15 protein-coding genes are annotated in these 25,306 nt (G+C 71.8%); 2 read left to right on the top strand and 13 right to left on the bottom strand.

Annotation, left to right across the window (positions count from 1 at the left end):
• Nucleotides 1–45: 45 nt before the first annotated feature.
• Together AB4Z14_RS06590 and AB4Z14_RS06585 are read right to left on the bottom strand one after the other, a co-directional pair.
• Nucleotides 46–444 (bottom strand): hypothetical protein, encoded by a 399-nt coding sequence (locus AB4Z14_RS06590; protein WP_442274510.1) that lies wholly within the window; start codon nucleotides 442–444, stop codon nucleotides 46–48.
• Between the two features lie 180 nt (nucleotides 445–624).
• Entirely contained in the window at nucleotides 625–1,308 is a 684-nt protein-coding gene (locus tag AB4Z14_RS06585; protein ID WP_442274509.1) for a DedA family protein, read from the bottom strand.
• Nucleotides 1,309–1,484: 176 nt separating this feature from the next.
• Here AB4Z14_RS06585 and AB4Z14_RS06580 point away from each other — a divergent pair, with 176 nt between their 5' ends.
• Nucleotides 1,485–2,123, top strand: a complete 639-nt coding sequence (locus tag AB4Z14_RS06580; RefSeq protein ID WP_442274508.1) for a peroxiredoxin — start codon at nucleotides 1,485–1,487, stop codon at nucleotides 2,121–2,123.
• A 94-nt stretch (nucleotides 2,124–2,217) separates the two neighbouring features.
• Here the strand turns inward: AB4Z14_RS06580 and AB4Z14_RS06575 are convergent, their stop codons facing one another.
• Entirely contained in the window at nucleotides 2,218–3,537 is a 1,320-nt protein-coding gene (locus tag AB4Z14_RS06575; protein ID WP_442274507.1) for a S8 family peptidase, read from the bottom strand.
• Between the two features lie 38 nt (nucleotides 3,538–3,575).
• Between AB4Z14_RS06575 and AB4Z14_RS06570 the strand changes: the two genes are divergently transcribed.
• Nucleotides 3,576–6,233: a CHAT domain-containing protein gene (locus AB4Z14_RS06570; RefSeq protein WP_442274506.1), complete on the top strand. Its 2,658-nt coding sequence runs from the start codon at nucleotides 3,576–3,578 to the stop codon at nucleotides 6,231–6,233.
• Nucleotides 6,234–6,251: 18 nt separating this feature from the next.
• On the opposite strand, the gene AB4Z14_RS06565 is transcribed toward AB4Z14_RS06570, so the two are convergent.
• The 10 genes from AB4Z14_RS06565 to AB4Z14_RS06520 form a co-directional block, all read right to left on the bottom strand.
• Nucleotides 6,252–6,737 carry a carboxypeptidase regulatory-like domain-containing protein gene (locus AB4Z14_RS06565; RefSeq protein ID WP_442274505.1) on the bottom strand — a complete coding sequence of 162 codons (486 nt, stop codon included), beginning with the start codon at nucleotides 6,735–6,737 and terminating at the stop codon, nucleotides 6,252–6,254.
• Nucleotides 6,737–7,321, bottom strand: coding sequence for an RNA polymerase sigma factor (locus AB4Z14_RS06560; RefSeq protein ID WP_056779656.1), 585 nt, complete (start codon nucleotides 7,319–7,321; stop codon nucleotides 6,737–6,739). Before AB4Z14_RS06560 ends, AB4Z14_RS06565 begins: the two co-directional genes overlap by 1 nt.
• Before the next feature lie 188 nt (nucleotides 7,322–7,509).
• The gene (locus AB4Z14_RS06555) at nucleotides 7,510–7,785 is read right to left on the bottom strand and encodes a WXG100 family type VII secretion target (RefSeq protein WP_156022898.1); all 276 of its coding nucleotides are present in this window, start codon (nucleotides 7,783–7,785) and stop codon (nucleotides 7,510–7,512) included.
• 54 nt (nucleotides 7,786–7,839) lie between these two features.
• Nucleotides 7,840–8,115, bottom strand: coding sequence for a WXG100 family type VII secretion target (locus AB4Z14_RS06550; protein WP_081633740.1), 276 nt, complete (start codon nucleotides 8,113–8,115; stop codon nucleotides 7,840–7,842).
• A gap of 284 nt (nucleotides 8,116–8,399) precedes the next feature.
• The gene (locus AB4Z14_RS06545; protein WP_442274504.1) at nucleotides 8,400–12,800 is read right to left on the bottom strand and encodes an FtsK/SpoIIIE domain-containing protein; all 4,401 of its coding nucleotides are present in this window, start codon (nucleotides 12,798–12,800) and stop codon (nucleotides 8,400–8,402) included.
• The gene (locus AB4Z14_RS06540) at nucleotides 12,797–15,565 is read right to left on the bottom strand and encodes a transglutaminaseTgpA domain-containing protein (RefSeq protein WP_442274503.1); all 2,769 of its coding nucleotides are present in this window, start codon (nucleotides 15,563–15,565) and stop codon (nucleotides 12,797–12,799) included. Before AB4Z14_RS06540 ends, AB4Z14_RS06545 begins: the two co-directional genes overlap by 4 nt.
• A complete protein-coding gene (locus AB4Z14_RS06535; RefSeq protein WP_442274502.1) occupies nucleotides 15,562–17,031 on the bottom strand; it encodes a DUF58 domain-containing protein in 1,470 nt (489 codons plus the stop codon). Before AB4Z14_RS06535 ends, AB4Z14_RS06540 begins: the two co-directional genes overlap by 4 nt.
• 31 nt (nucleotides 17,032–17,062) lie before the next feature.
• Nucleotides 17,063–18,055: an AAA family ATPase gene (locus AB4Z14_RS06530; protein WP_056779668.1), complete on the bottom strand. Its 993-nt coding sequence runs from the start codon at nucleotides 18,053–18,055 to the stop codon at nucleotides 17,063–17,065.
• A 93-nt stretch (nucleotides 18,056–18,148) separates the two neighbouring features.
• Entirely contained in the window at nucleotides 18,149–24,469 is a 6,321-nt protein-coding gene (locus AB4Z14_RS06525; RefSeq protein ID WP_442274501.1) for an Ig-like domain-containing protein, read from the bottom strand.
• Nucleotides 24,466–25,263 (bottom strand): hypothetical protein, encoded by a 798-nt coding sequence (locus AB4Z14_RS06520; RefSeq protein ID WP_442274500.1) that lies wholly within the window; start codon nucleotides 25,261–25,263, stop codon nucleotides 24,466–24,468. The genes AB4Z14_RS06525 and AB4Z14_RS06520 overlap by 4 nt, the downstream gene beginning before the upstream one ends.
• Nucleotides 25,264–25,306 lie beyond the last annotated feature (43 nt).

The raw sequence follows: 25,306 nt of genomic DNA, 5'->3' as shown, positions 1-25,306 counted from the left end.
CCCCTCCCAGCCGGGAGGGGCCTCATCGCTGTCGCTCCTCGAGGATCACGCCTGGCGCCGGACGCGGCCGGACTGGACGACTGCCGTGACGCCGAGGGCCAGGAGCACCAGGGCCGGCAGCAGCGCTGGTGACCGCCAGGGCGTGAACTGCGGGTACGAGGCGACGGCGACGGCGGCACTGACGGCGCACACCAGCCCGGCGAGCACCTCGAGGAGGCCGAGCACGCGCGAGAGGCCGGCAGCTCGGTGCGGGTGGTGGGGCGTGGAGCGAACGACGTTGACCGCGACCGCACCGAAGACCAGAGCGACTCCGCAGACCGCCACGCCGATGGGGGTGTAGAGCGTCTCCAGCTCGGCACCGGACCGCGTGCCAGCCACGACGAGGACGATCCCCGTGCCCAGTGCTGCCGCGGCGACGACGACGTGCCCCAGCGCGATGGCCATGGCCTGGGCGGCCGGTGCACGCCTGTGTGAACCGAGGTGCGTGGAGGTTGTCATGCTCCAGCACAGCACCGATCCGGCCGCTGCGGACGAGTATGGCGACTCAGTCGGAGCCGGTGATCCGGGCGCAGCGCTCGGTTCGCGGTCCAGACGAAGCCCGATGAGCGACCCCGACGTGCGCGCTCAGCCCGCTGACGGCATACGCGAGGGGTTCTCGCCGCCCTCCGCGTCGGCACCTTCGGCAGCGTCGGCGCCCTCGGCATGGTGGCGGCGCACCTGCCAGACGACGAGGGCCCCCACGACGACGACACCCACGGCGACGGCGGCGCCGCGCCCGAGCCACGTCTCGACCCGGGCGTAGGAGCGGCCCGCGAGGTAGCCGGCCGTGACGACGACGCTCCCCCAGGCGATGCCGCCGGCGGCGTTCCAGACGAGGAAGGTCGGGTAGTGCATCTTCGACATCCCGGCCAGGGCCGGCATGACGGCGCGCAGGAACGCGGTCCAGCGGCCGAGGAAGACGGCGGCGCCGCCGCGGCGGCCGAGGAAGCCCTGCGCCTGGTCGATGCGCTCGCGGTGCCGGTCGAAGGCGCGCAGAGCCACGACCCGGCCGCCGAGATGACGGCCGACCTCGAAACCGACGGTGTCGCCGACGATCGCGGCCACGACGACGACGACGAGGACCGCGGCGAGCGGCACGTGCCCGAGCGAGGCGGCCACGCCACCGAGGATGGCGACGGTCTCGCCGGGCACGACGAAGCCGACGAAGAGCGCGTCCTCGACGAAGACGATCCCACCGACGACGAGGAGCACGAGCCACACCGGGGCATGGAGGACCTGGGTGGTGATGGTGTCGAGCAGGGCGCTCACGTCGGGGGCTCCTATGGATGGCGACAGATTCCACGCGCAGTCTCGGTGAGTCGGCTGGGAGTCCACTGGATGCGCGTCACAACATTTGGACACCCATAACGTGATGCATGGTTCTGTGGTCAGAATGGCACGCAGACCGGGGCGCGCCGTGCGCCCGACCGCGAGAGGACGAGCCAATGGCAACACCGCGACTGGGCGAGATCGCCCCCGACTTCGAGGCCACGACGACCGAGGGCCCGATCCGCTTCCACGACTGGAAGGACGCCAGCTGGGCGGTCCTCTTCAGCCACCCGGCCGACTTCACGCCGGTCTGCACCACCGAGCTCGGCCGCGTCGCCGCCCTCGACGACGAGTGGAACAGGCGCGGGGTCAAGGTGCTCGCCGTCTCGGTCGACCCGATCGAGCAGCACGAGGAGTGGAAGGGCGACATCGAGGAGGTCAGCGGTGCGACCGTCGGCTACCCGATCATCGCCGACGACTCCCGCCAGGTCTCCGAGCTCTACGACATGATCCACCCCGGCGAGGGCGACACCTCGGGCGTGCGCTCCGTCTTCATCATCGACCCGGCCAACAAGGTCCGCCTGTCGCTGACCTACCCCAAGAGCGTCGGCCGCAACTTCGACGAGATCCTCCGCGCCGTCGACGCGCTCCAGCTCACCGACAGCGGCCCGTTCTCCACGCCGGCCGACTGGCGCGAGGGCCAGAAGGTCATCGTGGCCCCGACCGTGTCGACCGCCGACGCCCGCGAGCGCTTCGGTGCCGACGCCGTCGACGAGGTCAAGCCCTACCTGCGCTTCACCACCGCCCCGGCCTGACGCGGCGGGACGGACGGTGGCCGGCCCGTGCGGGGTCGGCCACCGTCGACGTACCGATCGTCCTGTCACGACACGGGTGACGTCAGCACCCGGGTCAGGCGGTCGGGCTGGCGTCACCACTGCGGAGCAGGCGGGCGCCGACGCCGACCCCGGCCTGACCGCGGGCGACGTCCAGCAGCGCGTCGACCGCGCCGCGGGCGCTCTCGCCGCTCCACGTCATCCGCGACACCGTGAGCCCGGCGACCATGGGGGCCGCGAACGACGTGCCGCTCCAGGCGGCCAGCCCGTCCGGGAAGTCCTCCTTGCGGCCGACGAGCGGGGGCTCGCGGTAGACGTAGGTACCCTCGGGGAAGGCGTTGACGACGTCGGTGCCCAACGCGTACACGTCGACCCAGCTGCCGTGGTTCGAGAAGCCTGCGCGGGCGCTGCCCTCGTCGTCGGCGAGCGCCCCGACCGACACGGCCCACGGGAAGGCAGCCGGCCAGAACGGGCCGCGGTCGCCGTCGTTGCCCGCGGCCGCCACGAGCACGGTCCCCTTGAGGTGACGCAACCGCCGCTCCCAGAAGACCTCGAAGGACAGCAGGGGCAGGTTGCGCCGCGTCCGCGTGCCGCCCGACAGGTTGATGACGTCCGGCGCGTGCCGGAGGGCCCGGACGAGGCCCCTGACGACATCGGTCTCGAAGGCCGCGCCCCCGACCGAGAGCACGGCCTCGACGCGGACCTCGGCCGCGGGCGCGTACGTCCGCACGATGCCCGCGATGAACGTGCCGTGTCCCGTGTAGTGGCCGACCGTCGGGGGCTCGGGCGGGCCCGTCACACCCTCGAGCCACGAGTGGGCGGCGATGACGTCGCGCAGCGTCCCGGTGTCGACGATGACGACCCGTCCGCTGCGGCCGTCCATGTTGTCCGGGACGACGGACTCGTCGAAGGAGTCGACGGACCGGGGCTGGGGCTCCTTGGCCATGCACCACGTCACGGGCGTCACGTGGATGAGGTGGTCCGGGGTCGCCACCCCCACCCCGAGGGCGTCGTCGAGCTCGGCCACGACCGAGGGCACGTGCGCCCGGGCGGGCAGGACGAGGGCGTGCAGGCCGACGGTCTGCTGCGGCGTCTCGTCCCCGGCCTTGTCGACCGGGAGGTCGAGGCCGAGGTGCGTCACGACCCTCGGCACGTCCTCGTCGCGGACGAGGACGACGCCGGGCCGATAGAGGTAGCGGGCCACGCCGTGCGCGTCGCGCTCGACCCCGAGGGCGCGTCCTGCTCGTCGGAATGCCTTGACGATGCGGCGCACCTGGACGTCGGACCGGTCGGTGACCACTCCGTCGTCCCAGGGGTCCCACCACTGGATCGCGCGCAGGACGTCATCGCGCCCGCCCACGTCCGAGTTGCTGCCATCATCACTGGTAGTAGTCATGAGTTACCTCCGGGGCGGGGACATGAAACAGGTCCGACATGAACGCCAGACATGCAGCAGACGAGGCGGCCGCCGCGGCTGATACACGTCCCCCGAGCCCTGTCGCGGACGACCTGCTCCCTCTCGCAATATCCCAGCCCGGCCTCGCCACCACAACGGCTCTGGAGCTGCTGGCCGGACCGGCCGGGCCTCACGAGCGTTCGCTCGCACACCACGCCCTCGCCATCGTCGAGCGTGACCGCGGGCGCACGGAGGCCGCCCTCGCCCAGGCGAGACGGGCCGTGGCGTACGCCCGTCGCGCGGGACCCGACCGCGAGGCGGAGGTGCGGGCGACGCTCGGCACGACCCTCGTCTTCGCCGGGCGCACCGCCCAGGGGCTGCTGCAGCTCGAACGCGCGCTGCGGCTCAGCACCGGCCCCACCCGGCACCGGGTGCTCCACCTGCGCGGGTGCACCTTCTGGCTGCTCGGTCGCTACGACGAGGCCGTGCGAGACCTCACGCGGGCCGTGGAGCTGAGCCGGCGGGCACACGACCGTCTCTGGGAGGGAAGGGCGCTCGGGTCGCGCGGCGATGCCCGCCGAGCGCTCGGTGACGCCGACGGGTCGAGCGCGGACTACGCCGCCGCCGAGGCCGTCCACCTCGAGATGGGGGCCGTCCTGGAGGCGACGCTCTCGGCACGCAACCGGGCCCTCGTCGCCCTCCAGCGCGGCGACGTCGTCGTGGCCCTGACGCTGATGGACCAGGCGGAGGAGCGCTACCGGACGGCCGGGGTCGACTCGGTCGAGCAGCTCGTCGACCATGCCGAGGCACTGCTCACGGCCCGGTTGGCCGCCGAGGCGGAGGGCCTGCTGGAGGCCGCGCTGGCACGCCCCGACCTGGCACCGGTGTGGCGGGCCGACCTGCTCCTCGCGTCGGCGCGCGCCGCGCTCCTTCAGGGCCGGTGGGAGGCCGCGGCCACGCGCGCCCGGGAGGCCGAGCTGACCTTCCGCGCTCACCGTCGCCACCGGTGGGCGGCCCGGTCGACGCTGCTCGGGCTCGAGGCGGCATATGCCGCCGAGCAGGAGGCTCGCCGGTCCACCGAGGGGGTCAGCGCCCTGCCCCGTCCGTCCTTGCCCGAGCTGCTGCACCGGACACGGACGCTCGTACGGGTCCTGCGCCGACTCGACGACCCGTCCCTGCCGGAGGCCCTCCTGCTGCTGGCGCAGGTCGCCGGCGACACCGGGCACGAGCGCCTGCGGTCTCACTCCCTCCGAGACGCCGCCGACCGGCGCAGCGACGGCGCTCCCCTGCCCCGTGCCGCGGCCTGGCTCGCCCAGGCGCTCCTCGCCGAGCAGGCCGGCGACCGGCGTGCGCTCCGGCACGCCTGCCGGCGGGGGCTGGACGCCGTCGACGAGCACCGGTCGCTCATCGGCGACCTCGAGCTGCGCGCCCTCGCGAGCGGTTACGGGCTCGACCTGGTCTCGATCGCCGTCGCGGACGCGGAGGCGGCCGGTGACGCACGGGCCGTGCTCTGGTGGACCGACCGTTGGCGCGCGACCGCCCTCACCGGGCCGGCCGTGCGCCCGCCCGACGACCCGGAGCTGGCGAGCCAGGTCTCGGCGCTGCGTGACGTGACGCGCCGCCTCACCCTCGGCGGGGAGGAGCACCACCTGGTGCGCGAGCGCGCGCGCCTGGAGTCGGCGGTGCGCAGCCGCTACCGCCGCCTGCGCGCCGGAGGCACCGACCACGTCGGCCGCGACCTCGACCGTCTCAGCGACCGTCTCGGTCAGACGACGCTGCTCTACGTCGCGATCGTGCGCGGTTCGCTCGTCGCGGTCACCGTGGCCGACGGGCGGGCCCGGCTGCAACGCCTCGGCGACGCCGCGTCGGTCGAGCGCGAGGCGACGTACGCCCGCTTCGCCCTGCGCCGGGCCGCCTACGGGCGCGCCGTCGACGTGTCAGCTGCCGGACAGCGGCTCCAGGACGTCCTGCTCGGGACGCCCGATCCGGCCTGGTGCCGTCCGTCGGTGCTCGTCGTCCCGGCCGCCTCGCTGCTGACCGTGCCCTTCGCGCTGATGCCGGCGCTGCGGGACGCGGCCCTCACCGTCTCGCCCTCGATCGCCCTGTGGGCTCGGTCGCGCGAGGACGCTCCGCCTCGGTCGTCGCGCGGGCACGTCGCCCTCGTCACGGGCCCGGGCCTCAGCTCCGAGCAGCGCGAGGTCGCCGACCTGCGCCGCCTCCACGGTGACGCCGTGGTGCTCGGCGGCGGGGCCGCGACGGTCGAGGCCACCCTCGGCGTCCTGGAGGGAGCCCAACTGGCCCACCTCGCGGCCCATGGCGACTTCCGGGCGGATGCGCCGCTGTTCTCGTCGCTCATGCTCGCCGACGGGCCCCTCATGGTCCACGACCTCGACCGGCTGAGACGACCCCCACGCTCGGTCGTGCTGTCTGCGTGCGACTCCGGGGGCGTCCACCCGATCGGCGCCGACGAGGCGCTCGGTCTCGTGTCGAGCCTGCTCGCCATGGGCACCCGGTCGGTCGTCGCGAGCGTCAACCCGGTCAACGACGCCGCCACGGTGAGGGTCATGTCGACCGTCCACGCAACCGTGGCCGCGGGCGGGTCGCTCGCCGACGGCCTCCGTGATGCCCGGGCCGCCGGAGCCGAGGACCCGCTCCTCGCGGCCACGGCCGCATCGTTCACCGTCTGGGGTGGCTGAGGACCTGCGCCGTGCGGGTCAGCGGGCGTCGAACCACGGCGTCGACATGACTCGCGCGCCGTCGTGCTCCAGCACGATGCGAGCCAGGCCGACCGGCACCCGTTCGAAGGTGAACTGGCCGTCGTCGAGGTCGAGGCGGGTCAGCGACGCGGACGTCTCGAGCAGCACCTGGGAGCCTGCGGCATACGGCCGCTCTGCCCGCATGACCACGCCGACGACGTTCGCGAAGTCACCACGACGACTCATCTCCAGCTCGATGGACACGCCCTCGTGCTCGAAGACGATGAGGTGGGAGGCCATGCCCGACCCGTTCGCGTCGCGCACCGCCGCCTCGTCCAGCGTCCCGGTCATCAGGCGCATGAGCGCCGTGTCGACATGGCGCAGCTCGAAGGCGGCCCGGCCGAGCTCGACGACGGCATCGGGCACGGGGTCGACGACCGCCGCGATCCGTCCCAGACGGTCGAGGAGCTCGAGGTCGTCCGGGTGCAGCTCCTGGTCAGACATCAGGGCCTCCCCCTCGGGTCGAAGACGTAGCCGGAGGCGCCGATGAGGTCGCGCAGCTTGTCGAGGCACCGCATCCGGGTCGGACCGATCGAGCCGACCGACATCCCGAGCGCGTCCGAGATGGAACGGTAGTTCGGGCGATCGCTCGCCATGAGGGCCCGGAGGAGCACCTGACAGCGCTCGGGCAGGTGGCAGAAGCACGTCCAGAGCTCGCCGTCGCGCTCGTCGTCGAGCAGTGCGGCGTCGAGCGCCAGCACCTGGTCGTCCACGACACGCGTCGCGAGGTCGTCGTCGCGCACGAGGTGCTCGCGGCCCCTCTTGCGCAGGACGGCGAGGCACTCGTAGCGAGCCGTCGTCGAGAGCCAGCCCGCCAGGGCTTCGGGCTGCGCGATGGTGTCGAGGTGGTCGAGGAGCTTGAGCCACGTGTTCTGCACGACGTCGGCGGCGTCCTCCTGTCGGAGCCGGTGGCCGCGCGCGACGCCCCACAGCAGTGACGAGAAGCGCTCGACGACGGTGTTCCACGCGGCGGCGTCTCCCTGCGAGGCGCGGGCGACCAGCTCGGTGAGTTCACCAGGTTCGCCCATGCGTCGCCCCTCCTCTGGGTGCTCAGTCTAGGTCTCACACCGGGCAGACGCGGCTGTCAAGCGAATTGATACGTCCCGGGGGGCACGCGTGGGCCGGGCAGGCGAAAGGGTGGCCGCTCCTCCCCTGTCCGGGAGCGACCACCCTTCGCGTCGGGTGCTGCGGAGCCGTGCTCACGCGGCAGCCGGGCTCACTTCGACGACGTCTGCTTCTGCGACTCGGCGTTGGTCTTGCACTTCTTGCCCATGGCGTCGAGCTTGTCGCCGGCGGCCGAGACGACCTGACGCTGGCCGTGCCAGTCGCTCTGGAAGCGGTCGGCGTCGGTGCCGCCCCAGTTGCCCTTGATCGTGGAGACGGCGCCGTTGACGGCCTCGACGATGCCGTCGAGCTCGCCCTTGTAGCCGACGAGCTTGTCACCGGACGCGGACACCGCGTCGGCGTTCATACCCTTCTTGTAAACAGCCATGTCAGTTCCCCTTCAGGAGTGAAGCGTGTGTAGGTCGTGGTGAGATGAGGTGGATCAGTACTGCGACGAGGTGCTGCGCTGCTGCTGGACCTCGTGGTCGATCGTCGACTTCATCTCGGTGAGCAGCTTCTGGGCCTTCTGGAGCTCGGGACGGTGCGTGCCGGTCCACTCCTGCTCGAACTGCTTGGAGTCGTCACCCTGCCAGTTCTGCTTCAGGGACTCGACCTCCTGGTCGACCTTCGTGATGAGCTTCTGGATGGCCTCCGCCTGCTGCTGCAGGACGTTGCCCTGAGCGTTGACCTCATCGTCGTTCATTCCGAGCCAAGCCATGACCTTCTCCTTTGCCTGTGTTCCCCCGACTGATTCGGGAAGTTCTCTTCCGGACCAACCGTGCAGGCCCGCGCTGTGCCAACTCCTCGACGTCCGCTGGGCCCTTCGGGCAGTTCGTCCCGATGGGCGGCTTTCGTCGACATGCAGAAACCTATGTCAGCCCTCGGGGGGTGTCGATGGGGAGCACTCCCCATGATTCGTGACCCTGTGGGGCACCCATGGCGTATGCCGTGTGCTTCGTCGGATTGCCTTGTGCGCCAAGGCTTTCGGTGCAGTCTGTAGGCTCATGGTCGGGCCACCTGGAGGAGCTCGAACTTGCCCTTCTCGATGATGAAACCGCGGCCCGGGGGCAGCTCTGCCCGGTTGAGGGCGGGGAGGTTGGCCTTGAAAACGGAGAGCCCCTCGTTGCCGTCGGGGTGCAGGGCGAGGCCGGAGCGCGACGTCTTGAGCAGGGCCTGGAGGCCGAAGTTGCTGCTGAAGAAGGCGGCCTCGCCCTCGGCGACGACGAGCTGGTCGTTGTCGACGCAGGCCTTGGCGAGGGTCGTCAGCGAGTTCTCGGCGCCTGACGGCGCGAGGTCATCGATGCGTTCGACGAAGACGGCGATCGGCCTCGTGACGCGCCCCTCCTCGATCTCGGCAGCGAGCCGGCCCGCGAGAGCCGACGTGGCCTCGCCACCGACGGCGGTCTCGGCCCAGATGCCGAGGTCGAGCAGCTCGGACGTGCGACGCGGCGTCATGAGGTAGAGCGCCGAGCCGGAGCTGAAACGGAAGAGGCCGGCGGCGGTCGTCGCGACGGCGGTCGTGCGTCCCGACCCGGACGGCCCGGTGATGATGAACGTGCCCTTCGGGTCGAAGCCGATCGGCTCGAGCGTCGAGGACGCGACCCCGACGACTGGACGCCCAGTGAACTCCGACGGGAGGTCGCCGAGGGGGATGACCTCGGCGAGGCTCTCGATCGGCGGGGCCTGGCTGACGCCGGCCTTGCGGGTCGCGTCGGCGAAGGCCTCGATCGCAGCGGCCTGCACGGTGACGTCGGACGAGCCGCCGAGCACTGCGACCTGCACCTCGGACCCGGACATGAGCCCGCGCCCCGGGGGTGAGGCCATCGTCAGGACGTCACCCGGCACGCCGAAGACGGAGTAGTCGTCGACGTTGCTCATGCGCAGGATGATCCGGCCCTGCACGGCCGCAGCGAGGTTCGTCGGCAGGCCGGTGCGCTGGTCGGACGCGATGATGAAGTGGACCCCGACCGGTCGGCCGTCGGCGGCGAGGCCGGCGAGCAGGTCGAGCCACTGGAAGCGGCCGCCGACCTCGTAGGCCTGGCGGAACGCCGTCATGTTGTCGATGAGGACGATGACGCGCGGCTCGTCGGGGCGGCCGGCGAGGCGACGGTAGTCGGTGATCGTCGCGGCACTGACGGCCGAGTAGCGCGAGGCGCGCTCGTCGATCGTGGACCGGAGCGTGCGGAGGAGGCGGATGACGCGCTCGTGGTCGCCCCCGGGGATGATCGAGCCGACGTGCGGCAGGGCCTCGAGCATCGCGAGACCACGGTTGCCGAAGTCGAGTCCGTAGACGTGGCAGGGACCGCCGCGCACCGTGTAGCCGGCCGCGACCGCCATCGAGCGGAGGAAGACGGACTTGCCGGAGCCCGACGTGCCGTAGATCGCGATGTTGCCCTCCTTGTCGGGGCGGAACGCGATCTCGGGCTGGGCCTGGTTGTCGGGGTCGTCGGCGACGCCGAAGACGAGCTCGTCGTCGCGGCGCTGCGTCGGGAGGCTCGCGAGGTCGTAGACCGAGCGCATGTCCGGCAGCCACGGCTTGCGCGGCTTGGGCAGCTCGGCCACGCGGGCGGCCCGACCGAGCGTGCTGACGAGACGCTGGATGTCGGTGGGCCCGAGGTCCGCGGCGTCGTCGGCGCCCTCGACGCGCGGCGGCTCCCACTCGACGCCTCGGCCGAAGGTGAGCGTCTCGACCTTCATGTCGGGGGGCGGCGGGACGTCGGAGGTCCACCCACCGGCATACCCCGTCTGGAAGGGGACGAGCCGGCCGGGGCCGGTCTTGGACACGGCACGGCCGGGCAGCGCAGGGTCGAAGAAGGCGGCCTCCTTGGACCCGAGCACGTCGTCGGAGTCGTTCTCGTCGGCCATCCGCAGCGCCATGCGGAGGTTGGTGTTGGCGCGGAGGTTGTCCTTGATGACACCCGCGGGACGCTGCGTCGCGAGGATGAGGTGCAGGCCGAGCGACCGGCCGCGCTGCGCGACGTTGACGACGCCGTCGACGAACTCCGGCACCTCCTGGACGAGCGCGGCGAACTCGTCGACGACGAGGATGAGCGACGGCGGGGCGTCCACCTCTCCGCGACGCTCGAGCTCGAGGAGGTCCTTGGCCTTGTGCCGGGCGAGCAGGTGCTCGCGGTAGTGCAGCTCGGCCGCGAGCGAGGCGAGAGCACGACGGACGAGGTGCGGCGAGAGGTCGGTGACGAGACCGACGGTGTGCGGCAGCTTGACGCAGTCGCGGAAGGCCGAGCCACCCTTGTAGTCGACGAGCAGGAAGGTGACGCGCTGCGGCGAGTGGGCCGCGGCCATGCCGAGGATCCAGGCCTGGAGCAGCTCGGACTTGCCGGCACCGGTCGTGCCGCCGACGAGGGCGTGCGGGCCGTCGGAGCGGATGTCGACCGAGAAGGTGCCCTGGCTCGACTGGCCGACGATGGCGCGCAGGTTGCCGGGCTTGCGGGGCAGCACGGCGGGCGCGTAGGGACCGGTGAGGATCGAGCGCGACTCGCCCCACTTCTCGATGACGGCCTCCTCGGAGCTCGCGAGGTCGGTGCCGGCGAGGGTGAGGAGCGAGACGGCACGCGGCAGGTCGCTCGCGTCGTCGACGGGGACGCCGGCGTCGACGACCGGTGCGAGCTGGCGGGCGCAGGCCATGGCCTCGTCGTAGCCGATGCGGTCGACGGCGACGGGCTGGACCTCCTCGCCGGCGTGGACGTAGCCGGCGAGCGAGCTCTGGTCGTCGCTGACGACGAGGAAGGTGCGGCAGGCCGCCGGGAGCAGCTGCTGGGTCTCGGCGACCCAGAGCACGAGGACGCCCTGGTGGTGGCCGCGCTCGGCGATGGCGACGAGACGGCTGCGGTCGATGGGCGGGTCGCTCTCGACGAGCACGAGGACGGTCGGGCGCTCGGCGCTGGCCTGCTCGCGCTCCTTCGCGGCGCCCTTGGCCTCGATGATGTCCTCGAGGGCGTCGGCGAGCGCCGAGCAGGCCGGGGCGCTGGCGGCGAGGTGGTCGGTGCCGATCGGGCTGTGCGGCGACGTCGTGTGCGGCAGCCACTTGAGGAAGTCCCAGTCGCGGGCCGAGCTGCCCGAGGCGAAGGAGCAGACGGCGAGCTCGGCGGGCGAGTGCAGCGCCGCGGTCTGGAGCACGACCGAGCGCGCGGCACCGAGGGCGTTCGTGCGCTGCCCCGCGACACCGATGGCGCCGTCGGCGAGCGGGGTCGCGACGATCGGCACGTCGTGCACGACCTCGAGGCCGTGCAGCTGCTCGGAGACCTCGAGCCACGCCTCGGCCTTCGAGCGGCCGACGGCCGGCATCTTGATCGCCGAGCGGGACGGGCGGGTGCCGAGCCCGAGCCGGAGCTCGGCGTAGCCGTTGCCGTCGCGGCGACGGGTCCAGAGCAGGGCGCTCCGGTCGCGCACGGCGGTCAGGCAGTCGGTGCCGCTGGGGTGCTCACCGCGACGGGTGTGGCCCTCGACCTCGAGGGAGCCGCGGATGCGCTGCGAGAGGAGTGCGAGGTCCTCCGTGAAGTCCTCCATCGCCTGCGCGAAGTCCTTCTTCTGCTGGCGGCGGGCCTCGTAGTAGGTGCCCGCCATCATGACCGGCATCATGAGCATGAAGATGATCGAGAACGGGCTCTTCGTGATGGCGAAGAGCACCGCCCCCATGAGCAGCGGCACGATCATCGCGACGAGCGGCATCGGGTTGGGCTTGCCGCGCTCGGGCAGGTCCGGGACCTGGAACTCCTGGCCGGAGAAGAGCGGCGCCACGCGCGGAGAGCGCGAGAACGCCACGGTGCCGGCGTCGCCCGACAGCACGCCGCTGCCGGGTCGCGTCACCACGCCGTCGCCCTCGAGGTGCACCTCGAGCTCGGTGTCGCCGATGCGCACGACGTCACCGCTCTTGAGGTGGGCACGGGTGACCTGCTGCCCCCCGGCGGTGATGCCGTTGGCCGAGCCGAGGTCGACGACCTCGACGACCTCCTGGATGACGAGCTTGGCGTGCTTGCGCGAGACGGACTCGTCGGACAGCTGCACCTCGCTGCCGCGGCCGCGGCCGATGTATGCCGTCCCGCGGGCGAGCGGGAACTCGCGCCCGGCGTCGGGGCCCGTGCGGATGTAGGCGACGGCCGCGGGCCGGCCCCGGTCGACGAAGCCCTCACCGGCACGGGTCGTCGAGACGCGCATGCCGGACTGGAGGCCGCTCTCGGCGACGGTCGCACGGGGGTCGAGGCCACGCATGTCCTGGTCGACGAGGGCGAGCGTCATCGGGGCGTCGACGCCGAGCACGCTCGAGCGGTGCGGGTCGGCTGCCGCGAGGTAGGCGGCGAGGTCCCCGACCGTGGTGGCGGAGTCCGTCGTCGCGACGAGGTCGGTCTCACGGTCTCCCGACCGGAGGACGAACTTCAGCTTCACGCGTCACCCTTCGTGCTGTTCGAGGCGTTCGAGTTGTTCGGGCTCGATCCTGCTCCGCGCCGGCTGCCGCGACGTCCGGCGTCGCGGCCGGGCGCGCTCGTGCCGATCCCGGCCTTGGTGGTCTTGCCCCGTCGAACCGGCTGCTGCGGACCGCCGTGGCGGCGCGACGTCCGCGCGAGGGCAGGGCCGAGTCCGGCCCCGGTGGGCAGGTGGTCGCGGAAGGTGCGCAGCGACACGTCGCCCCGCAGCTTCTGCCAGAAGCCCTGCCCGCTGCGGATCCGCTTGCGCGCCGTCTCGACGTCGGCCCAGAAGGCCTCGACCTCCTCGGGCGTCGGCTCGGCGACGTCGAAGACGTGGCCGTTGGCGGCGGCCGCGAGCGGCACGAGCGCCAGGTTCGGCGCCGGGGCCCCGACCGGGGTCGCCCCCGTCTTCGAGGGCTCGCCGGGGCGGAGGGGCTCGGTGCGCCCCGGGTCGGCCGGCTCCGAGACCGAGGAGGTCACGCGGACCGGGGCGCCCATGAGGGCGCCGTCGACGACCGGGCTCGGCTTCTCGGGCGGCGGGCCGAAGACGTGCTCCTCGAGGGCGCGCGCCTGTTCGAGTCGAGTTCCCTTGACCGGCAGCGGCATCCGCAGGTCGCGGGCCGTGTCGACGACCTCGCGCCACCCGCCGCTGACACGGCTCGCGGTCTCGCCGGTCGTGCGCCGGCGACGCCGCCGCAGCCACTTGGCGAGTCGGATCGCGCCGTAGACGAGGAGCAGGACGAGCAGCGGCACGACGACGAAGAAGAAGAGCCACCGAAGCCAGTCCGGCCAGTTGTCGGGGTCGAGCGGGTTCTTGTCGTCCTTGGGCGGGTTCTTCAGCTGGGTCGCGTTCTGCGCCTGATCGGGACCCTGGAGGACGCTCGGCGGATTGTTGGCCGCGGGCGGGGGCACCTGGGCGCCGGTCTTCTTCTCCTCGGACTTCTGGATCAGCTGCTGCGGCTTCTTGTTGCGGTCTGGGACGAACTGCTTCCAGTAGATCGGCTGCCACGAGCCGTCGGTCTTGGCGATCTCGACCCAGGCGTGGACGTCCTTGCCCTTGATCGCGCCGGTGGCGTCGGGCTCGGCGCCGAGCACCACCCGGGCCGGCACGCCGAGGCGGTTGGCCGCGAGGGCGAGCGCCGACGCGTACTGCTCGTCGTTGCCGGCCAGCTGGGTGGCCTTCATGAACTGGGTCATCCGCCGGAGGCTGTGGCCGGGGAGGAAGACGTTCTGGTAGTCGCCCGGGGCGCCGCCGTCCGTGTAGGCGCCGTCCTGCATGGCCTTGGCCACGGCGACGACCTTCTGCCACTGGCCGTCGACGCGCTCGGTCCACGGCGAGATCTTGTCGTCGATGAAGGTGAGGTTCTGGCTGTCGACGACGGTGCCGTCGGCCACGTCGACGTCCTTGGGCAGCTGCGCGTCGACCTTCTGCGCCAGGGCGCTGACGGAGTACGTGTCGCCGGCCTGGAGCTTCTCGGGCAGGACGCCGGTGTCGGTGTCGACGTTGAAGCGCAGGTCGTCCGCAAGCTGGTCCCCCCGGGGTCCACCGAAGTCGAGACCCGTGACGGTGCCGAACGTCGGCAGCCAGACGTCGCTGTAGCCACCGGCCGGCACACCGACGGTCGCGGTGACCGGGTCACCGGCCCCCTCCGCGGCGATGTGGCTGCCGACCTTGCGGAAGCTCGTGCCCTCCGGGACCTCGCCCGTGCCGAGGTTGGCGTTGTTGCCCGCGCCCCACACGACGTCGTCGTAGGAGTCGAGCGCCGCGATGCGCACCGGGACACCGGGCGGCAGTCCCTTGACCGTGAGCAGCGTCTTGTCGAAGAGCTCGGAGCCGTTGGGCTCGGTGTACTGGCGGAAGCCGGCCAGCGGGGAGGCGTACTGCGTCACGTCGACTGGCGGCTGGAGGCCGGTGCGGAGCACCGTGCGGTCAGCGGGGTCGGCGCCCGGCAGCATCGGACCGACGAAGAAGCCACCCACGGTCGCGACGGCGAGCAGGGCCGCGGTGGTGACCGCGCGCGTCGCACGACCCGCGCCGTTCTGTAGCGCGGGTCGGTTGCGGTTGCTGCGCAACGCCGTCCACCCGATGGCGACGAGGGCGAAGAGGGCGCCCTGGAGCAGCACGCCTGCGGGCGTCAGCGTGCCGAGCACGATCGACGCGACAAGCAGCACCACCGGCGCGACGAGCGCCGTCACCGCGCCGGTCCACCGGCGCGCGACGCCGTAGGTCAGCGACCCACCGACGAGCGCGAAGAGGAACGGCAGGGCCATGTAGGGGCCCTCGGAGTCGACGGGCGGGAGCGCGGTGAGCAGCTCCTTCCAGCCTGGCACGGCCATGTGCACGAGGGTCGCGAACGTCTCGCCCGACGGGATGAACCCGGCGATGAGGTCCTCGCGGACCGCGAGCGGACCACCGAGGAGGAGGTATGCCGCCGCGACCGCGAGCAGCGTGAGCACCCCGGGTGCCCGGAAGGTCGCGGTCACGTGGGCGACGAGCACTCCGATGACGAGACCGGCGAGGCCGACCCAGAGCCAACCGAGGCCGAAGAACGTCGTGCGGAAGCCGACGAGGGCGAGGCCCACGAGCACGACGGTGAAGCCGGCGTCGACGAGGTGGGTGGTGGTGGGCAGCAGACGCGACAGCTGCGTGCGGACGCGCTCACCCGCGGACGGGGGCGTGACCAGTGCGGACGGGGGCGGTGCAGGGATCGAGCCGGCAGCGCCGGGAGACGTCGGAGAGCTCATCGGGCCACCCCTCCGACGAGAAGTGTGCGGAGGTCCTCGAGCGCGGCGAGCGTGAGGATGACGAGGCCACCGCCTCGACGGATGCCGTGGTCGGCCTGCGGGTCGAGGACGACGATGACGCGCGTCACCTCGGGCGGGAACTGCCCGGCCGCGCGCTGCAGCTCGATGAACGGCCGGTGCGGACCGGTGACGATGAAGCACGTGCTCGTGTCGGGCGCGAGGTCGGCGGCGTCGAGCGAGGTGGTGAAGAGGTCGACGGGCCCGGGCTCGACCCGGGACATCGCGTCGAGGCCGACCTGCGGCACCGACTTCGTGACCTTCTGCGACCCGCAGACGATGGTGCAGTCCTGCTCGTCGAGCATGACGCGGACCATGATCGAGGAGCCGACCGAGATGGCCGTCTCGACGTCGGCCTGGATCGCCGTCGGCGCGTTCGCCGCCATGACGTCCCGCTCGACGTCGCGGTCGCTCCGGCCGGTCTTGCCGTGACCCGAGCGGTACTGCTCCGGGTCGGGGTCCACGATGATCGTCACGTGCGACCGGCGCGTGTCGAGGAACTGGCGCACGAGGAGCTTGCCGGCCTTGGCCGAGCTGCGCCAGTGGATGTATCGGCGGTCGTCGCCGGGCTGGTACTCGCGCAACGCGTGGAAGGCGAGGTCGCTCATCGACACGTCCTCGGTGGTGCTGCCCTCGAGGTCGCGCAGCAGACCGGCGCCGAGCGACTCGAGCGCGACGGTGCGGGGGTGGACGAAGAGCTCGGTGCGCTCGGTCCACGTCAGGGTGCGGCGCATGAGACCCAGCGGGTCACCCTGGACCGTCGTGGCGGGCCCGACCTGGATGACGCCGCGGCGCGACGTCGGCACGACGAAGAGCTCCTCGTGGGCGTTGCCCGAGGTCAGGGCGGGGAGCACGAATCGCGCGGCCGACAGACCCACCGGCAGCTCGACGAGGATCGGCAGCATGGGGGTGCGGGCCTCGTTGGTGACGAGGATGCGCCCGGTCGCGGGGTCGCCGACGACGACACGGCGCGGGTCGACCTCGGCGAGGATGCGGACCTTGGTGCGACCGAGGGCGAGGACGAAGCAGATCGCGAAGAGGAGCAGGGCCGCCGCGGCCACCATGAGCAGCTCGGTCCAGCCCCAGCGGGCCCCCACGAACCAGCAGACGAGGCCGAGCGCGAGGATCGTCCAGCCGAGCGGTGAGATCCACCGGAGGATGCCGGCGACCGGGCGCCACACGCCCTCGGTCTGACCGGCCACCTGCTCGATGGATCGTGTGATCGGCGCGGTGATCTGGCGGATCCCACGGCTCGTCGTGCTGGTCACGGCCCGCGCCCGCGCGCCGGTGGCCGCCGTCGGGACGGGCGCCGCCACGGGGGCGCCGGCAGCCGGCGCTCCCCTGCGTGACGGCATACGGAAGCGGCCGCCGCGACGCGACGACGTGGCCCCCTGGTCCTGCTGGGTCATGCGGTCCCCTTGGTTGCTTCGACGGTCGGGGTCAGGCCGAGGCGCGCTCGGCCGGCGGCGCGATGTCGCCGAGGATCTGGTCGACGCACTGCTCGACGGTCGTTCCGGCGAACTGCGCCTCGGCGTTGAGCAGGAGGCGATGGCTGAGGATCGGCTCGGCGAGCAGCTTGATGTCGTCGGGCACGACGTAGGTGCGGCCCTGGCTCGCGGCCCACGTCTTGGCGCAGCGGACGTAGGCGAGGCAGCCACGGACCGAGAGGCCGAGCTTGAGCGACGGGTGACGGCGCGACTCCTCGGCGATCCGGCTGACGTAGCCGAGGATCGCCGGGTCGACGTGCACCTCGTCGGCGAGCTTGGACATCTCGACGATGACGTTGCTCGCGATGAGCGGGCTCAGCGTCTTGGCGCGGTCACGTGTCTTGGCGTCGGCGAGGACGGCGATCGTCGCCTCGTGGTCGGGGTAGCCGACGCTCGCCTTCATGAGGAAGCGGTCGAGCTGCGCCTCGGGCAGGCGGTAGGTGCCGGCCTGCTCGATGGGGTTCTGGGTCGCGATGACCATGAACGGCTCACCGACGGAGTGCGGCTTGCCGTCGATGGTGACCCGCCCCTCCTCCATGACCTCGAGCAGCGCCGACTGCGTCTTCGGCGAGGCGCGGTTGATCTCGTCGGCGAGCACGATGGTCGCGAAGATCGGGCCCGGGTGGAACTCGAAGCTCTGCTTCGTCGGCTCGTAGATCGTGACGCCCGTGACGTCGCTCGGGAGCAGGTCGGGCGTGAACTGGATGCGGCTGTGCGTGCCCTGCACCGTGGCCGAGAGGGCGCGGGCGAGCTGCGTCTTGCCGGTGCCCGGGAAGTCCTCGAGGAGCATGTGCCCCTCGGAGAGCAGGCAGGTCAGCGCGAGCCGCGTCACGTGCTGCTTGCCGAGGACGGCCTTCTCGATGTTGCCGACGAGCTGGTCGAAGGTGTGCGCGAACCAGGTGACCTGCTCCTGCGTGATGCGACCTGTGGTGGGGGTGGCCGTCATGGCTGTCGTTCTCCTGTCATGTGTTTCATCGATCGTGGGGTATGCCGTGTGGCTGGGTCGGGGCGCGGCAGGCTCCCTCGGGGGAGCGGGCCGTCACCCCCAGGGATTGCGTTGCGCGGAGTCGGACCCGTTCGACGACGAGCAGGTCACGCGGACCCAGCCGTTGGGGAACCCGAAGAACTTGTTGGAGTCGTTGCCGCCGTTGCTCGGGCGGTGCGACCCGCCGGAGCCGTTGTCGGGGTTGGACCAGCCGCCGTCGGAGCTGTCGACGGTGCAGCTGATGGCGCCGTTGTAGTTCGAGAGGTTGTAGCCGATGTGGTTGCAGTTGGAGCCGCACTGGGTGCCGTCCGGCTTGAGGCACCCGGTCGCGCCGCAGCCACTGCCCTTGTAGACCGAGTTCACCTTGGGCTTGGGCGCGGCGTTCGTCGTGCCCGAGATCGAGGTGTACGGACCCCAGCCCGAGTCGGTCGCGAAGGCGCGGACCCGGATGGTGCGGGTGTCGCTGTAGCCGAGGCCACCGATCGTCGTCGACTCCCGGCCGGCGCCGAACGTCTCGTTCTTGTCGCCGGTCACCTGGTACTGCGTGATCGGGCGGCCGTTGTTGGTCGGCGCGTTCCACGTGAACGTGATGCTGTTGTTGTCGTGGTTCTCGCCCGGGTTGCGGATCGCCCGGGTCGGACCGAAGGGGTGGTAGGTGACGCTGTTGGACCACGGCGAGCACCGCCCGGCGACGTTGCAGGCCTGGATCTCCATCGACTGCTGGTTGTTGCCGAGGTTGGACGCGGTGCCGCCCGAGCAGCCGCTGCCGCACGCCCACGAGCCGGTACGGCCCTCGTTGGTGCGCCAGTTGACCTTGTCGTAGCCTCGCGAGCGCGAGTCACCGAGGCTGAACGAGGCGTTCGCCGCGTAGTTCTCGGTCGGCGTCGTGACCGACGTGAGGTTGGGCGTCTCCGGGATGCCGTCGGCGGTGTAGCTGCTGAAGTTGGCCTTGTCGGAGGTCGCCGGTCCGCCGTTCGTCGCCGTGACGACGTACTGCACCGTCTGCCCCTGGTAGGGGATCGTGTCGCTCGCGACGCGCTGGTCACCCCCGGACACGGTGGCGATGAGGTTCCACGCGCCGCCACCGGTGCGACGGAAGACGTCGTACTTGGTGATGGGCGGCCCGTTCGGGTCGGTCGCGGACCACGCGATGGAGACCTGGGCGTTCGCCTCGCCGGGCACGGGCTCGCGCGGGCTCAGCGTCGGCGCCGGCACCGCGGCCGGCTTGCCGAACGACTGCGCCTTGACCTGCGCCCCGAAGGGACCCCAGCCGGCCTCGTTGTTGGCCTGGACCCGGACGTTGTAGGCGTCGTTGTTGATGAGGCCGCTGATGACCTTGGTCAGCCCCGGTGCGGCCACCTCGGCCTGGCCGGTCGCGCCCGCGCTGCCGCCGATGTTGACCCACTGGACGCGGTACTTGAGCACCTTGCTGCCCTCGTTGGGCGGCTCGCTCCAGCGCACCGTCAGCTTGCGGTCGCCCGGCGTGATGTCGGTGATCGACGTCGCCTTCGGCTTGGTGTCGGGCCGCACGGTGTTGCTCCGCGGGCTCTGGTCGGACCAGCCGACGGGGTTGCGGCTGCGGACCGTGAACGAGTAGTCCTGACCGTTGGTCAGCCCCGTGACGGTGCACGGGGAGGACGAGCAGGCCTTGGTGCCACCACCCGGTCCGATCGCGGTGACCTCGTAGGCCTGGATCGGCAGGCCGCCGTCGTAGGCCGGCGGCCGGAAGTCGACCCGCGCGCTGCTGCCGAGGATGCGGTCGGCGACCGCGGTCGGCGCGGCCATGGGGTCGGGCTTGCTGCGGACGCTGACGGAGACCTGGCCGAGCGCCGCGGGTCGACCGGGCGCGTCGACGGCCTGAACCGTGATGCGCGCGTCGCCACGGCCCTTGTCCGACGCGGACACCGTGATCTGGCAGCCGCTCTGTGTGACGCTCACTCCCGTGCCCGAGACGACCCGGGCCGACTGCACCTGGCAGCGGGGAGCGGACAGCGGGCTGTCGAGGTACTGCGACAGGTTGACGGTGCGGCTCGTCCCGGCGATGAGGCCCTCGACGCGAACGGGACGCAGCGTGGCTGCGGGTGGGGCGCTGACGACGCGGACCTTGATCTTGAAGGACTCCGCGCCGCCCTTGGCCTTGACGGTGACCTCACCGGTCGTGCCCTCCTGGGCGGCCGGCTGGGCCTTGAGGACGACCTGGCGCCCACCGGCACCGGTCTGGTTCAGGTCGACGCGGTCGATGGCGGGGTCCCACGTCGCTTCGTACTGCGCCGTGCTCGCATCCATCCCGGTGGGCAGCCAGGCGTGGCAGAGCCGCGGGATGTCGAAGGTGCGGGCCGGGCCGTCGGCGACGAGGCGGACCTCGTGGTCGGGGCAGCGGAGCACCGGCACGTCGGGTCCGATCTGGACCGGGATCGTGACGTACGCCTTCTGGGCCGCCTTGTCGGACGGGCCGGTCGCGTTCGTCACCTCGAGCATGAGGGCGGCCGGTCCGACGTAGCCGTTGGTGGAGGTGAGCTTGAGCTCGGTGCCGGACGAGAGGGCGGACTGGAGGTCCTCGTCGGGGGACGTCGAGATCGTCTCGGGCGACGTGACCGAGACCTTGCCGCCACGGGGGTCGACGACGTAGTCGGCGAGGCTGACGTCGACCGTCGAGTCGGCGCCCATCTTGATGGTCTTGCCGTCGACGACGTAGGGCGCACCGTTGGTGCCGGCCGGCACGTAGATGAGGGCCATGGCCGACGCGCCGTCGGCGTCCTCGATGAGGTAGGGCACGACGCGTGCCTGCGGACGCAGCTGGATGCGCAGCTTGCGACCCTCGCGGACGACGCCGTCGCCGATGAACTTCGTGATCTTGAGACTCGCCTGGTCACCGTCGAGGTCGCGGTCGTTGGCGAGCGCGTCGACGAGGATCGAGGTCTCGCCCTGCTTGGCGAGGCCGGTGTCGTCGACGGCGATCGGCGGGTTGTTGAAGTCCTTCTGGCCGCGGACGGTCAACGTCGACTTCGACGCGTCGAAGAGCCCGTCGGTGATGCCGTAGGTCAGCACCTTGGCCGGGCCGTCCTCGGGGGCGACGACCTTGAAGGTGTCGTCCTTCTGCTTCTGGAAGTCCTTGAGCACGTCGGCGTCGTTGAGCGTCGACAGGTCGACGAACGACACCGAGTCACCCGCGGCGATGAGGTCGTTGGACAGGACGTCGGCGTGGACCGTGCGCCCGGGGGCGGCGACGACGTCGTCCTCGACGGCGACCGGCGGCTGCGGGTCGCCCGGCTGGACGACGCCGACGCGCACGAAGCCCTCGCTCGTCAGGCCGAAGCGGTCGCGCAGCTGGTAGCGGATGACCTCCGTGCCGGCGCTGCGCGGGTAGGCCTCGTAGCGGATCGTCGCGGCACCGAAGCCGAGGACGCGACCGAGCTTGAGGTCGACGGCCTTGCCGTCCTCGCCGACGATCCCGCTGACGAAGGTGAGGTCACCGTCGGGGTCGACACCACTCGTCGGCACCGTGATGGCCAGGGTGTCACCGGCGGTCACGCTGGCCGAGAAGCTGCGCGCCGACGGGGGCTGGTTGGGGTACTTCACCGCATCGGGCAGCGGGTTGATCGTGACGTTGATGCGCCCCGTCACCGCCCGGGCGCGCAGGCCCTCGGGGTAGGTGGCGTACTCGAGGATGGCTGACTTCGGGCCCTTGAGGGTCTCCTGGTCGGGGACGTAGCGCACGACGGTGCCGGAGGCGAAGGCCTGACCGCCGCCGGAGAGCACCTTGACGCCGGCGGGGTCGAGCTTGAGCGGGATGCCCTCGCTCATGGAGTCGTTGTCCAGCGCCGGGATCGTCACGGCGTCACCGACGCGGACGGTCGCGACGTCGTCGACGACCGTCGGGAGCACCTTGTCCTTGGGCTCCGGCTTCTGCACGACCGACAGCTGTCCGACCGCGGTCTTCGTGCCGTCGCTGATCGTGTAGCCGACGGTGCCGCGGCGCGGCGTGTCACCGTCGAGCGGGGCCGTGGCCTCCGCGCGGACCCACCGGCCCTGCACGACCGAGACGCGCAGCCACGCGTCACCGGTGACGACGCGCTGGACCACGAGGACGTCGCTGCGCGGGCTGTAGTCGTTGGAGAGCACGTCGGCGATGACCGGCGTCTGACCACGGAGCACGGCGGCGTCCGGCGTCGCGACGGGCGGCAGGTCGACCGACGGGTTCGGCAGGATGTCGACGCGGATCCGGCCGACGCTGACGCCGGAACCGACCTGGGCGGCATACGTCACCGTCGAGGTGCCGGGGGTCTGCCCCGTGACGGTGAGGACGCTCGTGTCGAGGTTGGTGTCGAGCTTGAGCTGGCCCGGGCCCTTGACCGACTGCGCGAGGCGCATGCGGGCCTGCGGGTCGGTCGGGTCGGCGCCGGCGATGTCGTTGCCGAGCGGCTGGAGCTGCACCGGCTTGCCGACGACCGCGCGCACGACGTCGGGCTGCGTCTTCGGCGGGACGGCCTTGCTGTCCTGCTCGCTCAGCACGTCGAGCGTGACCGACGCCTTCTGGGTGCCGCCGCGGCCGTCGTCGACGACGTAGTCGACGACCTGGTCGCCCTTGTCGCCCTGCGCCTTGACCGTGAGCGCGCCGGAGCCGTCGACGCCCGTGGTGGTCGGGTCGACCGCCGAGACCTGGATCGGGTCGTTCTCGGCGTCGCGCCAGTCGGCGATGACGCCGATGCGCACCGAGCCGCTCGCGACGACGGGGTACTTCGCCTGGGCGAGCTTGGCCTGACCCGTACGGATCTTCGGCGGGGCGTTGGTGTCGGCGCCGACGATGCGGACGTTGACCTTGGCCGTGGCCCGGCCGTTCTTGGCGGTCGTGCCGTTGTTGACGGTGTAGTCGAAGGAGAACGAGCCGCTGGCCTCCTCCGGCACGGTCACCTGGACGGTCTGGCCGTCGGCCGAGGCGCTCGAGGAGATGCCCTCGACGCCGGGCTGGGTGACGTCCCCCGGCGAGATCGCGAGGATCGAGCCCTGCGAGTCGGAGTCGTTGTCGAGCACGTGCAGGGTCGAGGTGCGCCCCGCACGGACCTGCAGGTTGTCCGGCTGCGCCTTGGGCGGCGTGCGGCTCACCTCGTCGTCGACGAGGTTCTCGTCCTTCTTCTTGTTCTTGTCGTCGGTCTGCGGCGGCGGGATGACCGAGTTCCAGTTGTCGATCTTGACGCGGTTGCGGTCGATGTCCCAGACGTCACCGGAGTCGAGGTCGTTGAGGACGATGAGCCCACGGTTGACGCGCAGCTTGACGCCGTCGGTGCGCACGCCCTTCTTCATCGCTCCGAGGTCGACCGTGTCGGCGTCGGTGGGCGACCCGCAGTTGCGGCCGTAGTAGACGTTGGAGGCCCCGGCCCACGCCGCGTGGATGCAGCTCGCGAGACGCACGGGCGCGGAGAGGAAGAGCCGCTGGCCCGGAGCGCCCTGGCTCAGCTTCACGCCACCGGTCGTCGGGCTGTCGCCGGTCAGGGAGACCTGCCTCAGCTGCGCCTCGTCCTGGATGAGGACGGACGCCGCGTCGGGGCCAGGCTGCTGGAGGGCGGCGAAGGCGGGGTTGCCGGGCTCGGCGTTGCCGACCGAGAGCTGCTCCGGCTCGGTGAGCGCGTCGGAATAGAGCTTGCCGGTGGCGGAGTCCCAGACGATCCAGTGGCTGCCGACCGCCGTCACCTGCGCCGACTTCGACGTGAAGCCGAGCTTCGTCGTGACCGGCTTGGCGAAGGCGTTGCCCTCGGGCCTCAGCAGGGTGACCGTGCCCACCTCGGCGGACACGGCATACACCGTGCCGTCGACGCCGACGGCGACGGCGGAGTTGCCGCCCACCTTCGCGAGCGGCTTGGCCTGCGTCTGGAGGGCGTCGAGGCCCGTGATGCCGCTCCGGTCGTCGACCCGCTGCGCCCGCAGCTCGCCCTTGGCCGGGTCGATCATCGCGATCGTCCCGCCGCGCACGTCGACGAGCGGGGCGGTGAAGACGCGGTTGCCGGTGGCCGTGCTCGGCTTCGGCACGACGATCGACTGCTCAGGAGCGAGGGTGCCCTCGGCCGGGTTGATCGGGACGATCTGGTTGCTCGCCTTGGAGTAGCCGACGATCGCGGCGCCGTCCTGGAAGATGTCGAGACCCGAGCCGGTCGAGCCGTCGGACAGGACGCCGGCGTCGAGCTGCCCCGCCGGCTTGTTGATGCGGCCGTAGCGCGCCTGCTCGGAGTTGGTGACCCAGACGCCACCGTCGTTGAGGTCGGCCTTGCGCGCCACCTCGCCCTCGCTGCGGGTGGCGAGCCACACGAGCAGGCTCGCGACGAGGGCGACGACGACGGTGGAGATGACTCCGACCCGTCGCTTGGTAGCGGCGGTGCTCATGCGTTCCCCTGTTCGGCGACGACCATGCGGTCCTCGGCCCGGTTCTCTTCAGCTGGCGTGGTGTCGGTGCGGGCCGGGTCGTCGATGAGGGCGAGGTCGTCCTCGGTGACGAGCTTCGTCGAGAGCGCGTGCTCGACGAGTCGGGCCTTGCGGTTGGTCGCGAGCTTGCCGACGCCGCCGTGCAGGCCGCGCGTGCCCGCGTCGGCGAGCTTCTGGCAGACGTTGTCGAGCTTGCGGTTGAAACGGGTGATGGTCCAGCCGAGCCGGTCGGCGGCAGCTGCCGAGGAGGGTATCTGACTCGTACCCGCTTCCCGGCGGCGGAGGAACGGCTCGCAGAGCGCGACGATGAGCAGCTTCTGGTCGGGGGTGAACGAGACGCGCCCGACCGTGGCCGCGCCGACCTCCTCGTCGTCGGAGTCGGCGGGCGGGTCGGCGGGCGGGTCGGCCGTCACCGACGTGAAGGCGGGGCTCGCGACGTGGATCTCGAAGTCGTAGGTCGTGGGGCCGGCCGTGAACCAGACGATGAGCTGCTTCATCGCGAGCGGGATCTTCGCGCCCGGGTTGAGCCACGCCTGGAAGAGGCCCTGCTCGTCGGCGACCGTGGCGGTCAGCGTCGAGCCGGTGTTGCTCAGCCACCAGAAGCCGTTCTCGAAGGACACGACGAGGAAGGTGCGGTGCAGGTAGGGGTTGTCATCCACCTCGACGTCGCCGGTGCGACCGATGGTCAGGCCGGTGTCGGGTGACACGGAGTACTCCTCGCCGCAGAACACGACGGTCACCTTGCTGTGGATCACGATCAGGTCCCCTAATCCCTGTCGACACGCTCTCGCGCGGGTG

This window comes from Terrabacter sp. 2TAF16, from assembly GCF_052115065.1.
Classification (GTDB): Bacteria; Actinomycetota; Actinomycetes; order Actinomycetales; family Dermatophilaceae; genus Terrabacter.
This window is presented reverse-complemented; position numbering and strand designations above follow the sequence as displayed.

Coding starts and splice junctions, on each gene's coding strand:
- AB4Z14_RS06590 (WP_442274510.1), bottom strand. CDS start 444: ATGGCCATCGCGCTGGGGCACGTCGTCGTCGCCGCGGCAGCACTGGGC.
- AB4Z14_RS06580 (WP_442274508.1), top strand. CDS start 1,485: ATGGCAACACCGCGACTGGGCGAGATCGCCCCCGACTTCGAGGCCACG.
- AB4Z14_RS06575 (WP_442274507.1), bottom strand. CDS start 3,537: ATGACTACTACCAGTGATGATGGCAGCAACTCGGACGTGGGCGGGCGC.
- AB4Z14_RS06570 (WP_442274506.1), top strand. CDS start 3,576: ATGAACGCCAGACATGCAGCAGACGAGGCGGCCGCCGCGGCTGATACA.
- AB4Z14_RS06565 (WP_442274505.1), bottom strand. CDS start 6,737: ATGTCTGACCAGGAGCTGCACCCGGACGACCTCGAGCTCCTCGACCGT.
- AB4Z14_RS06560 (WP_056779656.1), bottom strand. CDS start 7,321: ATGGGCGAACCTGGTGAACTCACCGAGCTGGTCGCCCGCGCCTCGCAG.
- AB4Z14_RS06555 (WP_156022898.1), bottom strand. CDS start 7,785: ATGGCTGTTTACAAGAAGGGTATGAACGCCGACGCGGTGTCCGCGTCC.
- AB4Z14_RS06550 (WP_081633740.1), bottom strand. CDS start 8,115: ATGGCTTGGCTCGGAATGAACGACGATGAGGTCAACGCTCAGGGCAAC.
- AB4Z14_RS06540 (WP_442274503.1), bottom strand. CDS start 15,565: ATGAGCTCTCCGACGTCTCCCGGCGCTGCCGGCTCGATCCCTGCACCG.
- AB4Z14_RS06535 (WP_442274502.1), bottom strand. CDS start 17,031: ATGACCCAGCAGGACCAGGGGGCCACGTCGTCGCGTCGCGGCGGCCGC.
- AB4Z14_RS06530 (WP_056779668.1), bottom strand. CDS start 18,055: ATGACGGCCACCCCCACCACAGGTCGCATCACGCAGGAGCAGGTCACC.
- AB4Z14_RS06525 (WP_442274501.1), bottom strand. CDS start 24,469: ATGAGCACCGCCGCTACCAAGCGACGGGTCGGAGTCATCTCCACCGTC.